The sequence below is a fragment of the Pseudomonas sp. AN3A02 genome (genome assembly GCF_011765255.1).
Classification (GTDB): Bacteria; Pseudomonadota; Gammaproteobacteria; order Pseudomonadales; family Pseudomonadaceae; genus Aquipseudomonas.
The window spans coordinates 44,089-56,826 of record NZ_JAARNI010000011.1; the positions used below are offsets into that span (position 1 = coordinate 44,089).

Below are 12,738 nucleotides of genomic sequence, written 5' to 3' on the forward strand. Positions count from 1 at the left end.
CTCATGCAGAGGGCGGTACGAGGGTCATTGGACTTGGCGCATTTTTTTGATGGTTGTGATGATGTCGATCAACGCTTCCCTGCTGATGAAGCGGCGGTCATCCAGGTTCCAGCGATTGACGAAGTGACCCCTGGCGTCCTGCTGCAACGCAGTGTGGACCAGGACGCCGTCGCGGTTTTCATGGACCATCTCCAGCCCGTCGTCCAAGGTGCGCTGAAGCAGGTAATCGCCTTTGCGCCGCAGGCGTTGTTCGAGGCTGAGCGTTAACGCGGGCACGACAGGTTGCGGCAATGGCGCACCGGCGACTTCGACGTTTTTCTTGAAGTCGTAGCGCACCAATGGCCATTGCTGCTCGCGTGTCATGGCCAGCACTGCTGCGGGTTCGCGCAAAAAACCTGTGGCCGAGCCTGGAGGCACGTCGTCCAGTAGTACGCTGATACCCTTGTTGAGGTCGGCAATGCCCGGTACGCCACGATGAGTGTTGAGATGCGTCTCACCGACCAGTGCAACCCACTTGTGTGGCCCGTGTTGAAGCTGGTCGGCGCGTATCACCTGGGTCGCGAAGTAGTTGAACATTGATGTTCTGGAGGCGGTCATGCCGTCCACCCGCAAACTGGCGACACAATCGAGTGCACGGATCCGAACGTTATGTTTCATCGCCACCTGTACCAGGCTGACAAAGCTATAGGGGTTGTCGGCCGGTACGCCGTGGCCTTTGTCCAATGCGTTGAGGTAGCTCCACAGCTCATCTGGCATAAAGCCCAGGCTGTGGACGATATCCAGATCGGCCTGATGCAACTCGGTGGTGAGTTGCTCCATGTACAGGGTTTTTACCTCGCGCTGGCCTTTCAGGTATTCCATGTGCCGGCTAAGGAAGCCTTTACTTGACGTACTGGAGTGCGCTTCGCCGACCACCAGGCCATCGGCAATGTCCAGCAGTTGGTCGATAAACCTCGCCTCATCCAGAGCGGCTTCGACCGGGGGGACTACCACCCGCGCAGGCGGTGTGTGTTCGGTAAAAAACGCCTGGGCCTGGGCCCGAAGTTTTGTGCGGGTCTGGTCGAAAGTGGTTTGCGCTGCTCGACGGCTGCTGGCGGTCTCCCGGTAGGCAGTAGCGAAGAGCGCATCACGCGTGCCCATTGGCAGGGTGATTTCATCGCTGATCAGGCTCAGGTGTTCCTGTGGCAGGTCAAAGGTGCTGAAGTGGCGCGGCGCTTCGGCAGGAAGAGGGCGGGTTGGCCGTAACGAGTGCGAGCGTTCCACCCAGGGCCCTGGGCGCTGCGCGGGTGCGGCGACCCGGCCGGCGCTGCTCAAAGACAGCTTCAGATCAGCCTTGGCCAATACATCACCCGGAATGCCGCCCGCCACATCCGCAATGACTTGGGTAGGTTGCTCGAAGGCATCATCGACCCGCAGGGCAATGCTCTTTTGCAGGTCGGCCAGGCCCGGCGTACCGCGATAGGTGCTCATGCGTTTTTGATCAACCAATGCTATCCAGCGTTCGCCCGGTTTTTTGGTTTGGTCGTCGTTAATGATCGTGTGGGAGTAAAAGTTGGTCAGGCGGGTGGAGCGAATCGGGGCCGGGCGTGAATCAACCAGGCACAGGGTGTTTTCCAGGTCGTAGGAGCTAGAGGCATTCAACGACCGGACCTCAATCCCGTGCTGTTGCGCGGTTTTTACCAGCATCCAGTGGCCGTGCAACCCTTCGGGGTCGCGGTAATTTTCCTTGTCGATGGATTTGAGCTGGCCCTCGGCCCGTTTGGAGAAGCCACTGGAAAACCGTGAGTGGGTTTTCAGATGATGAATGTCGCGCCACAGCGGTTCGATATAGAGGACCGTCACGTCGAGTTCGCGCAGGTACTGCATGTTTTCGATCAGCACCTGTTTAGCTACGGTGGAAAACGGTGCCTCGCCCACCACCAGGTTGTGCGCGTCATCGATCAGCAGCTTGAGCAGGTCGCGCACCGCAATGTCTGGCGCGGGGTTCAAGGTTTCGGCCCGGGGAACCACGGCCGGCAAACGAGCAAAAAAAGCGTCGGCGTCATCCGTCAGCGCCTTGACGTTGTCCAGGTGTTGCCTGAGTGCCGGGTCGAGTTGCCGGCGCGAGATCCAGATGCTGTGGGTATTAAGGTCACGATCCAGGAAGGCGATCTGCAAGAACAGCGCCGACCTGTCTTCGGGGGCGATGACGGCCGCTACGTTCGTGCGATATTTTTCCGACAACTCGTAGGGCTGCCCGAGCCTTTCAGGGCCTGGCATGCCACCGATGACACCAGAGCGTTGCCACTGGCCATCCGCTGTCTGGCTCACCAGCTTGCCAGTGGAGCGCAGCTGCCCGCTGGTGGTGTCATAGCGAAACAGCAGGAATCGTCCCAGGCTGTCCGGGGTATGTGAGGCCCATAGGTTGTCGCCGCCCAACAGCACGGGCTGCATGCCCTGAGGTACCGGGGGTTGCGGTTGCAGTTGCTTGATCAGGGTGATTGCCTGCTGCTCCTTGGGGGCCCGAGCGATATGGCGCAGCGGCGGGCGGATGAGCCGGGTGGGCGCGAACAACAGTGGCCGCAGGTCGGTCAACAACGCCCCGCCGGCATTGAGCAGCGCTCCCAGGTAGTGGCCCAGTGCGACGGCAGTCTGGTTGCGGCTATAGGCATGCAGCGCGAGCATTGAATCCTTGAACACCAGCAAGCCGCCCAAGGCCAGGCTCAGGGCCGGGAAGGGAGCGGTGAGCACGGCAATGGTGATTTCACCGATGACGCTGACCAGTTCCATGATCATCTGCAGGCGCCCGGACGTGGTGTTTTTGACTTCATCGATGCGATGGCGCAGTGGCTTGTCGTAGCTGTGATACTGCAGGTCTTTGAGTGGCAGTGCGGTGCGGGGCGCTTCGTCGAATACGGGCTTGGAGTAAACCCCCTTGAGCTGTGCTGGCAGGCCGGTCACCAATGCTTGCAACTTGGGTTCGAACGCCGCGCGTTCAACGCTGGCAACCCGGCTGATGTAGTAGGTATCCATGCCCTCAAGGTTTTTCAGGCGCTCGTTGAACTCCCGTTGCGGCCTGAAGGCGATACCGTCGGGCGCGTTGGGGGTGTAGAGCAAGGGCAGGTTGTTGGCGTGGTGGAACAGGTAGCAGCCATCGATCACTTGGCCGCTGATGTGGAGTGGGTAAAGGCGATACAGGTTGCGCACGGCATTGCTGTTGTCGGCCAGACTGTCGATGCTCTTTTCCAGCCAGACCAGGTCGGCCGATGCCAAGTAGCCTTGCAGGCAACACTCCAGCGCGGCGACTCGCATGTGCAATTGGGTGACTTCCAGGGCCATCCCACGGTGCCAGCCATAGCTGGCATGTTGCGGGTCCAGCAGGTTTTTCTCGACCTCGGCGACGTAACGATCGCCGACCCAGATGCCCCTTACCGAGTTGCTCACCGTTTGCGCGGTGAGTCGACTCAGGTCGACGCCGGGCGGTCCCTTGAACTGTGCGGTGGTGCTGGCGTCAGGGTTGATAAAACCCAGGCTGGCGTCATAACCATTGCGGTACAGCGTGGTGTAGCTGACGCGTTCGCGCGGGGTGATTACGCCCACCAGGTTTGGGTCTACCGCGGGGGTCGGATTACCCAGCAGTTGGTTGAGTGCGGTTTTTGCCGCCTTGTGCAAGTAACGGTCGAAGTCGGGAAACTGTTGCGGGCTACCCGGGCTTGCGCCGTAGGCCTGTGCAGCGCCCAGCGCCTGTTCCTTGAGGTCGGCGAGTTTCTGTCGGTCAGCCGCTGAAGCCTGGCTCAGCCAATTGGGCATCTGATGCAGGTATTCATCGGCCTGCATGGCCAGCGTCGTGGTGCTCATTTCCACCAGGCAGGCTTCATAGGTCGAAGGCGCTCCGAAACTGATCATCAAGTAATCGCGGTTGGCCGGGATAAAACCCAAAGCGGAAAGCATCGCGCTGTATTTGGGCCGGATCCTGCTTACCACTTGTTCAAGCAGGTAGTCTTTCATGCTGCGCGAGCCTGGAGCGGACGCCACCTCCTGGCTCCAGCCGAGGATGTGCGCCTGCAGTTCCCGCTCGCTGCCAAAGGCCTGGAACTGTTCGGCGCGCGGTGCGTGAGGCGTGCACAGCAGCAAGCGTTTTACAGCGCCCGTTGCATCGGTCTGGCGCAGGACCCAGAGGTCTTTGAGCGGTGCCTTGTGCAGGAACAGGCAGCACGCGGTGAGCGTTTGCGAAGGGCCTGCACTGAGGGTCTGAAGCAGTACGTAGTCGTCAGCACTGATGTGGTTTTGCAACGATGCACAGTAGGCCAGCGCGTGCAGACGGCTGTCGAGCATTTGCTGCATGGCTTCCTGCACCGCGGGGAAACTATGGGCCCGCTTTTGTTCTTCGGCGAAGTTGAGGCTCGGCTGTACCCTGGCCAGCAGGTCGGCCAGGTAGGCAGGTGTTATGTCCTGGAACTCGGGCGGTAGTGACTGCTGGGCGTAGGTCAGTTGGGTGTGTTTGAGAAACGCGGAGTCGGCGTGTTCATCTCCACGGTGCAAGCCACGTACCGCCAGTTGCACCAGGTTGTTGTACTGACGGTACGAGTTGCCTGACTTCAGGGTGCGCTCAGTGCTGATTTGCAGCTGCTCGGGGATCAGGCCCTGGATATCCAGGTCTTCATCCAGGTGCTCAAGCAATTGCACACGCGCCATAGCCTCGGGCGAGGCCGCCGGGCCTAGCCGCGCAAGGACTTGCAGGCTGAGATGTTCATAGGTGCGCAAGTGCGCGGCGAGGGTGCTGCGCTGTGCCTCGCTGGCGCTGCGGTACCAGTCGGGGGCGGATTGGAGCAGCAGTTTTTCGAGCAACTGCTGCGCGCGCAACTCCAGGCGAGACGTCAGGTGCCACGGTGAATTGCGCAGCGCCCGGTCCAGTTCGAGAGCCATTTGGGCGACGTCTGTCGGCGCTGGATGACCGTCCAGGCCAAGGGCAAACGCGATGTCCTGGCGCTGTTTGTCCTGCAGGGCGCTGTAGGTGTGTTCGTTCAGCGGTACGCTGTCGACAGGGCTCAGCACCAGGGGCCAGATACTGGCGGTATGCAGATGCTGGTGGCGGCGCGGCAGGTGCTGCAACAGCTCCTGGCGCCAGGCCGCCTGGTCCATGCGCTCTCGCAACGTGCGGTCCAGATGCTTGAGCGAGGTGAAGGCTTCCAGGCCTCTGGAGGGGGTGAACAGCACCACATCGCCGTCTTCCGTCTCCAGGTGGGTGACCGCTGCCTGGCTGCGGGTGAGGACAAACGCCCCGGCGAACTCGATGGTTTGTTGACGGTAGCGAAAGGTCAGGCGATGGATCCCCGGACGAAGCTCGGGGCCGCTGACGATGTTCATCACCAACTGTTGGTCACCGGGGTTGAGCAGGCGATCGGCAACCTTCAGTTTGACTTCGGCTTCCAGCATCTGCTGGTGGCTGTCGAGTATCCAGTTCTTGCGCAAATGGCCGTTGGGCCGCCGTTCGATTTCCAGGGCGGCCAACTTCTTGTGCAATGCCAGGCTGATGCGCGTGCGGTTCAGCAGGCCCGGCTCGCCCTGGATCACCCAGTCGCGGGGCAGGGTGTAATGCACTTGTGCGTTCTGCAGGACCCAGCGGCTTTCCTCTGCCAGCGCTGCGTGCAGCACCTGCACCGCCAGCAACTCGGCAGAGGACTGCGCTGAGGGCGCTTGGCCATTGGGGAAAACCTGCAAACGATGACCGATTTGCAGCAGGTAGTTGTTCAGTTGTTCGGGGGTTAGCGATGTTGTTTCAGGGGGCTGGGCGGGCATGGCCGGTCCTCAGGGTTGATTGAGCCCTGAGGGTGCGCAGTCTTGCGGTGTGGATGGCGGTAGTTAGTTACTCGTGCTCCACACCTCTTTCATCACTGCTCGACGAAATAGTACGGCTGACGGTTGATCGCCATCTCCTTGACCACCGTCACCGGTACGTTCAGCCGGTCAGTATTGTCCACCAATGCCACGTTGCCGGGCTTGGCCGCGAGGTAGCGCTTGAGCTCCTCCGGCGTCTGCAGGATCGTCAAATAACCCTGCATGTAAAACACTCCGGCGCCGGCGATTCGTTCGTTCGCCTGGTACAGCACCACCTCTTTGCCTTGCGCCTGCATGGCCTGGATCTGGCTGATCACCGGCACAAACGACTGACGCACATCGGCCTTGGGAGCGAACCAGAAAGCGGCAATCAGGTAGCAGGCAACCACGACGGTGAAAAAGCCGCCCACCAGCCCACGGCGATGCTCATAAACGTGTTCGGCGATGTTGGAAACCTGCCCGCGACTTTTCAGCCAGCCCAGCAGGACACCGCCATACTCGGCGGCCAGCACTGCCGCGGCGGGCGTCAATGCCATCAAGTAAACCGTGCGCTTGCTGGAGGCGAGCGTCAGCAGGGTGAACTGCGCCACCAGCCATAGGCTGAAAAACAGCCGGTAGCGGTTGCGCACCAGGCTTTTACGGAAGTGCCACAGCCCCAGGTACACCAGGATATTCCACGGCAAAAAGGCTTCGGGCAATTTGACGATGTAGTAATAGAACGGCTCGTAGTGACCGGCTTCGACAAACGAACCGCTGAAGCGCCCGACGCTGTTGGTCAGCAGCACTTCACGTACCGCTTGCAGCCCGTCGCGCTGGTACAGGAAACCCAGCCAGATCATCAGCGGCACCAGCGCCAGCAGCGTGAACAGCCCGGGTTTGATCCAATCGCCGAGCTTGAATCGTTTATCCATCAGGCTGGTGCTGGCCAGATAGACGAAGATCACCACGCCCGGCATGGCCAGGCCTAGAACGCCTTTACTCAGCGTGGCGATGATCATCCCCAAGGTGAACAACAACCAGGTGCCCAGGTTGGAACGGTCGCGCTCCGACTCGGGGCGGTTGGCCTGATAGAACGCCAGCAAGGCCATGGTGACCCCGAGGGTGAGCAGCGAGTCTTCACCCACACCGCGCACGTTGCTCCAGTAACTGGCCATGGTCGCCAGCATCAGCCCCGCGACAAACGCCAGCGTTTTGGGCCGGCCAAACTTGCGCAGCATCCCGTACAGCAGCATCACACTGAACAGCCCGGCAAACGCCGACGCCAGGCGCACTGCCCAAGTGGTACCACCAAACAACCGGATCGCCCCGGCGTCGAGCCACAGGCTCAGCGGCGGTTTTTCCAGGAAGGGTTCACGGAACAATCGCGGCACCACCCAATCGTTATCCAGGTGCATGGCCATGGCGATCCCGGCCACACGGGCCTCGGTCGAGCCTTGCAACTCGTGATTGCCAAGGGCAAAGAAAAACAACAGCGCAGCAAGCAGGAGCAGCAAAGGAGCGGAACGCGTCATGGATTCTGGCTACCGGGGCAGGGGGCTGTTCGGGGGAACAGTCCGGGCGATCGGCGAGTATACGAGGGCGATTCTTAATAATTCGTGAATGAATGTGAGGTTTTTGTAGGGTTAGGGTTGTTTCAGCAGTGGCCAGTGGTTTAGCCAGCCTTTGGAGGTGATGCGTTGTTGGTAAATGGCGTGTTTTTCTTGGGTGAAGCGGGGCGTGGGTTTGAGTTGAAGATTGAATAAATCTTCCAGGCCTAGTGGTGCCGATACTTCGCAAAAATCTTCAGCGGTTCTTCTGACGGCCACTGCGGTGGCTGTTTCTGGCCAGTGGCGCATGGCATCGCTGACGTCGCGATAGGGCGCATCGCCGTTTCGCAGGTGCATGCGGGCCTGGTTTTTTACTGACCAGTCGATGGAGGGTTCTGCTGCGCGTAACAGGGCTTCGAGGCGGCGGTCTTCGTTGGGGTCTGTACAGGAGGCGTCAAACCACAGCACGTCGACGTCGCCAGACGGTGCCGATAGCGGGCGCCCGTGCAGGTGATCCCACACGGCGTTACGGACGAAGCCGGCGCCGATCCAGCAGTCGGGGAGCGCGAGGGCGCGGACGACGTCCAGCAAACGCCAGCGCAAAGGATCGCCGCCGATCAGCATCTGCACCATCGCGTGATGGTTATGCACTCAAGGCATCTTCAGGCTGGCAAGTGCGGCTTTACCCTTGGCCGACAAAACAGGCTCCAACTGCACCCAGGTGAAGCTCAGGTCATTGTCGCAACCGTCGCCATTGGCCGGTGTCGACAGCTTCATGCCTTGAGTGTCGAAGCTCAGGTCGAAGCTCGAGTAACTGGTGATCGCCGGGCAACCTTCATCGGTGGTGGTTTGCTTCTCCAGCCAGGCGCTGAATGTGGCGGGCAGCTTCAGATGGCCGGAGTAAGCGTCATACCATTCCTGGTGCCCGCCGAGCCAAGTCCATGGGTCAACGCTCTCGCCGGTTTGCAGGTTCCAGGAATGCAGCCCCCAACTGATACCCTTGGCGCCCGTGCCGGCGGCCCATCGGTAAAACCTGACAGTGATCCACTGGGATGACCAATACGTGGGTTCGACGCTGATTTCGCTGGTATAGGCTGCACCGTTGCGTCCCAGGTATTCCCGTCGTTCGCTGAAGTAGTCGGCTTGATCCTCAGCGCTGACGGCCAGGCTCGCCAACTGCCGGTTGATCTTCTGAATCGCCGGGCTATCGCCCTCAAGCTTGAGCGTCACCTGGGCGCCTTGGGTCTTTAGCTGGTAGCTGTGCCCGGCGAAGGATTGTTTCTGCGTCTTGACCGGTAGGGGCGCGGCTTCCATGGGAGCGTTATACGCATCGCTGGCACAACCTTCGGGCGGCGTTGCCACGCGCTGCAATGCCAGGGGCAGTGGATTGCCGCCCTTGGTTTTGCTCCAGACGCCCTTGAGCGATTCGCCTTGTGGCGCCTCCAATTGCCAGACACCGCTGTTGCCTTCTTCGGCCCAGGGAGCATCGGGTGTTTCCTGGGTGAGCTGGATCGGTGTCAGGAATCGCTGGTAATAGTAACTGCCGCCGGTGTTGGGCGCGGCGTTGAAACAGGCGGTGATCGGCGTCTTGCCGAGCGTGCCTTGCCAGACCCCTGCGAGGTCGGCGTTGGCGAGCGTGGAGAGCGTGGAGAGCGTGGCGAGGGCCAGGAATGAACAGGGCTTGAGCATGAGGTATCGGACTTCCGGTTGTCTGATAGAGGTGGTTTCAGGTGGGGCGGTGCTGGGTACGGGGTGGAGAAGTACCACAACCATCCCCAATAGAAAAAGGTGACGGATTTATTTTCGAAGAAAATAGCCCGCTCACCCTTTGGTTACTTTTTGGCGATTTCCTGCTGGGTCGCTATTTTTAGTACTCGGAAGCCGTCCTTTCCTGCGTTTTCGAGTCTGCCGTTGGCACAAGAATGTCCAGTGCGCGCGTCACCAGCAACTCGCCCAAAACGCTTAATTGCTGGGTGGCCAGAAGCTTATGGCGAAAGGCGCCGTCAAGTTCGAAAGCCAGGTCAGTAGTGAGCGCGTTTAGCGAGGCGAGGGTTTCGCAGGCCTGTACCAGCAGGGTTTCGGGGTCGATGCCTTGAGCGATGCAGAAGATATCCGTGCAGGATTGGTCCGGGCTCGGAGGATTGGGACTGTTCTTTTTCATGAGTGCAACTCCTTGATTGGTGGAGTCGCCAGACATCGCTGCTAAACGAAAAGGGTGGCGACCGTACGCGGGTTAGCAGACCAGGAATCAAGGAACCCAGCGCACTCGAAAGTGCCCCACGCACAGCCGCCATAACGCGGACAAGCGGACGTAAGATGCTTCGCTTGAACGGATGGTGGCATTGCATGCCTTGATATTAACCGAGCTGCTAAACCCGGTCGCTGATTTTGCAGCGACGTTTCAAGGCTAGTCGTGTCGATTGATGAGCACCAGTTCACCAAGGGCGCGATGTCTTGCGGGAAAAATCCGAAGGGCCATTCGGCGGTGTGTTTTCAGGAGCCCAGAAACAGCAAAACCCGCACGAGGCGGGTTCTGGTGGTGCTTCGTATTTGCCGGAGCCGGCGTCGATTAAATTGGATGGTTTTAGGCCCGATTTTTTGAGGACTGTAGATGGTCAGGTTCGGTTGGGGACACATGCAGGCAAACACAGTAGTGGCTGCTGGTCGAGTTTTTGCGTCACTGCATCACCCAACACGAAGAAAATTCCTACGGTTCCCAGAGCCTGCTTCTGACGCTATGCTGGCCCGACCAAGTAGCTCGGCGACACCCGCGTGAGCATCGTCAAATCCCGTCAGCCCTATGGATACGAAGAGACTTCAGAAGAAACTGGCTCAGTTCGCCTCAGAGCGAGACTGGGACCAGTTTCACAACCCCAAGAATCTCGCCATTGCCCTTTCCGTTGAGTGCTCAGAGCTGTTGGAGGAGTTCCAGTGGTTAACAGACAGTCAAGCCTCCAGTGTTATGGAGTCCCCTGAGCAAGCCGAACGTATCCGCGAAGAGATGGCAGATATCGCCTCTTATTTGCTTCAGCTAGCAAGCAAGTTAGGGATTGATCTTGAAGCAGCGTTACTCAAGAAAATCGATACCAACGCTGCCAAGTACCCTGTGGATAAATTTAAGGGTAGTGCCAAGAAGTACAATCGCTGAGTTTTCAAATGACCAACCTCTGGCTAATTCCTGCTTCAAATCCACTTGCCACAAAAAATCTCGCTCGCTCAATGGAAAACGAGATTGATATAGAGATTCGACATGCACTTCGGGATCTCGGCGTAAGGCAACAGTACGCCTGGGGAGCTCAACGAGGCACCAATGACTCCAATGTTTCAATATACGAGGCGATGCAAGCAGGAGATATCTGCTTGTTCTACACGGCGGACCAGCGAGAAGTTGACGAGCCTGTCAAAGCATACCGTTGGGCCGCCCGAATCACCGAAACGTTTCCTAACCAAGCTATAGCTGACCAGATTTGGCCACCACGACGGCCAGGAGAGTCCTTCGAGTTGATGTACTTCCTCACGACCCCGGTGAAGATCTACATCACTACTGAAGAGCTAGCAGTACTCCTGACAGAGCACGGGGAGAAATATGCCTCGCCGCCAAAGGGCTTTATGAAGCTGAATCAAGATAACCTCGATTTTCTCAGCCAGAAATACGGCTCCCCAGAAGGCTTTCTAGCATATGTACTTACCAATCATGCAGAGGAGGATGCCCCTCTCGAGGAATATCCTGAGAGCTCACTTACAGTTACTTCGAGCGAGGCTCCACCTAGCTTTGTGAGCAACCTGCTATCGGTTAAGAAAGAGACCAAAAAGGGGAAGAATACGGTCGTACGGCAACGGAGATCAAAGCACTCCAAGGTGGTAGGTGATGAGGCTGAGCTCTATATCTTGAAACTGCTGCGAGACGGCATAGTGCCAGGGGTCGTCGCAACTAACGTAGACCACGTTGCGGATCAGAAGGTCGGATGGGATATCCAGTACACGGACGAGTGGGGCAACCTCGTAAAGGTCGAGGTGAAGGGCTCTACAGCTAAAAAGTTCAGCAACTTTGAGCTCACCATCAATGAGCTTAACTGCCTTATGGAACATACCGATCTGTATCATTTCTACCTGGTTGGTGGCTGTATGTCGGAGAGCCGACAGATCCAGATCATCAAGGACATGGCCGCACGGTTGATAAAGAACCATGCGTCAGCCTCACCGATCACCTTTAGGGTTGAGCTACTACAGCCATAACAGCTGACGTCATCACCAGGACACCTCTTACCAGAGACCTTAAGGGGTCTACAATTTCGTTACTTGGGCTGCTATCAATGATGGCATAGGGGAATGCCTGGGTAACAGATGATTTAGCTCGACGCATCTGATTCAGCCCAATTAACTGAGCACCTCCCCAGCATTTACTTGCCTAGTGAACAAGCATCATGACTGCGATTGCACAGCTGCCGGGGATTGAGAATAAATAGCTCCTCATGTTGAGCATTAGGGATGCTTCGTCAGCGGGCTGTAACTGGACTGGCTTGGGAAAAATTTTGGTCTTAGTGAAGTCGGTGAAAAAGCACCCCAGCTATTGGATTCTCAATAATCAGACTCAGGCTATGAGCGCGCTTAAACGCAACCTTTCATGGAGAGTGGTTGCGAGTTTATTTTCAAAGAAAATATCCCGCTCATCTTTTTCTGACGTTTTGCGCATTCCAGTCGGAGAGCTATTTTTAGCGTTAAAGCGCAGTCCTTCGCGCATCCTCCGAATCTGACGTTGGCACAAGAATGTCCAGTGCACGCGTCACCAGCAACTCTCCCAAAACGCTCAATTGCTGGGTGGCCAGAAGCTTATGGCGAAAGGATCCATCAGACTCGAAGGCCAGATCAGTAGTGAGCGCGTTCAGCGAGGCGAGGGTTTCGCAGGCCTGTACCAGAAGAGTTTCGGGGTCGACGTCTTGGGCGATACAGAAGATATCCGCGCCAGATTGGCTCGAGCATGGAGGATTGGGAGTGATCTTTTTCATGGTGAAGCTCCTACACTGGTGAAGGGAGATGCTATTCCCCCTGCTGTCAAACAGGTTTGGGTGGCAGCTGTACGCGGGTTGACAGACCGGAAGTGTAGGAACCCGGCGCACCCGAAGATGCCCCACGCACAGCCGCCATGAAAGAGGCGGAATGCGCGAAGCTTGCCGACTTATCAAGCGGGAGTGAAAGGTTACACTTTTCGGCCTGTCAAAGCCGGTTGCTGATGAGCAGCAACCAGCGAAGGCTATCTCCGTGAGGTGGCTCGCGCCAGTTCATGCGGGGCGCGATGACTTGCGGGAAAAATCCGAAGGCCCGTTCGGCGGTGTGTTTCCAGGAGCCCAGAAACAGCAAAACCCGCACAAGGCGGGTTTTGATGGTGTTTCGTATT

Annotated in this window: 8 protein-coding genes; 2 read left to right on the top strand and 6 right to left on the bottom strand. The window is 58.2% G+C overall.

What is annotated here, in order from left to right; translation table 11 throughout:
• Window positions 1-24: 24 nt before the first annotated feature.
• From HBJ59_RS26815 to HBJ59_RS26835, 5 genes are all read right to left on the bottom strand, one after another.
• A complete protein-coding gene (locus HBJ59_RS26815; RefSeq protein WP_167665295.1) occupies window positions 25-5,778 on the bottom strand; it encodes a membrane-targeted effector domain-containing toxin in 5,754 nt (1,917 codons plus the stop codon).
• Between the two features lie 92 nt (window positions 5,779-5,870).
• Window positions 5,871-7,328, bottom strand: a complete 1,458-nt coding sequence (locus HBJ59_RS26820) for a glycosyltransferase family 39 protein (RefSeq protein WP_167665296.1) — start codon at window positions 7,326-7,328, stop codon at window positions 5,871-5,873.
• 111 nt (window positions 7,329-7,439) lie between these two features.
• Window positions 7,440-7,976 (bottom strand): nucleotidyltransferase family protein, encoded by a 537-nt coding sequence (locus HBJ59_RS26825; protein ID WP_167665385.1) that lies wholly within the window; start codon window positions 7,974-7,976, stop codon window positions 7,440-7,442.
• Window positions 7,977-7,994: 18 nt separating this feature from the next.
• Window positions 7,995-9,032, bottom strand: coding sequence for a hypothetical protein (locus tag HBJ59_RS26830; RefSeq protein ID WP_167665297.1), 1,038 nt, complete (start codon window positions 9,030-9,032; stop codon window positions 7,995-7,997).
• A 178-nt stretch (window positions 9,033-9,210) separates the two neighbouring features.
• Window positions 9,211-9,504, bottom strand: a complete 294-nt coding sequence (locus tag HBJ59_RS26835) for a DUF6124 family protein (protein ID WP_167665298.1) — start codon at window positions 9,502-9,504, stop codon at window positions 9,211-9,213.
• Window positions 9,505-10,143: 639 nt separating this feature from the next.
• Between HBJ59_RS26835 and HBJ59_RS26840 the strand changes: the two genes are divergently transcribed.
• Together HBJ59_RS26840 and HBJ59_RS26845 are read left to right on the top strand one after the other, a co-directional pair.
• A complete protein-coding gene (locus tag HBJ59_RS26840; protein WP_167665299.1) occupies window positions 10,144-10,491 on the top strand; it encodes a nucleotide pyrophosphohydrolase in 348 nt (115 codons plus the stop codon).
• Between the two features lie 8 nt (window positions 10,492-10,499).
• Complete coding sequence (locus tag HBJ59_RS26845; RefSeq protein WP_167665300.1) at window positions 10,500-11,579, top strand: DUF3883 domain-containing protein; 1,080 nt, start codon at window positions 10,500-10,502, stop codon at window positions 11,577-11,579.
• A gap of 482 nt (window positions 11,580-12,061) precedes the next feature.
• On the opposite strand, the gene HBJ59_RS26850 is transcribed toward HBJ59_RS26845, so the two are convergent.
• Window positions 12,062-12,349, bottom strand: a complete 288-nt coding sequence (locus tag HBJ59_RS26850; protein WP_167665301.1) for a DUF6124 family protein — start codon at window positions 12,347-12,349, stop codon at window positions 12,062-12,064.
• Window positions 12,350-12,738: the final 389 nt, after the last annotated feature.

Bases quoted from the DNA above. Each gene is read 5' to 3' on its own strand.
- HBJ59_RS26815 (WP_167665295.1), bottom strand. From the start codon at position 5,778: ATGCCCGCCCAGCCCCCTGAAACAACATCGCTAACCCCCGAACAACTG.
- HBJ59_RS26820 (WP_167665296.1), bottom strand. From the start codon at position 7,328: ATGACGCGTTCCGCTCCTTTGCTGCTCCTGCTTGCTGCGCTGTTGTTT.
- HBJ59_RS26825 (WP_167665385.1), bottom strand. From the start codon at position 7,976: ATGGTGCAGATGCTGATCGGCGGCGATCCTTTGCGCTGGCGTTTGCTG.
- HBJ59_RS26830 (WP_167665297.1), bottom strand. From the start codon at position 9,032: ATGCTCAAGCCCTGTTCATTCCTGGCCCTCGCCACGCTCTCCACGCTC.
- HBJ59_RS26835 (WP_167665298.1), bottom strand. From the start codon at position 9,504: ATGAAAAAGAACAGTCCCAATCCTCCGAGCCCGGACCAATCCTGCACG.
- HBJ59_RS26840 (WP_167665299.1), top strand. From the start codon at position 10,144: ATGGATACGAAGAGACTTCAGAAGAAACTGGCTCAGTTCGCCTCAGAG.
- HBJ59_RS26845 (WP_167665300.1), top strand. From the start codon at position 10,500: ATGACCAACCTCTGGCTAATTCCTGCTTCAAATCCACTTGCCACAAAA.
- HBJ59_RS26850 (WP_167665301.1), bottom strand. From the start codon at position 12,349: ATGAAAAAGATCACTCCCAATCCTCCATGCTCGAGCCAATCTGGCGCG.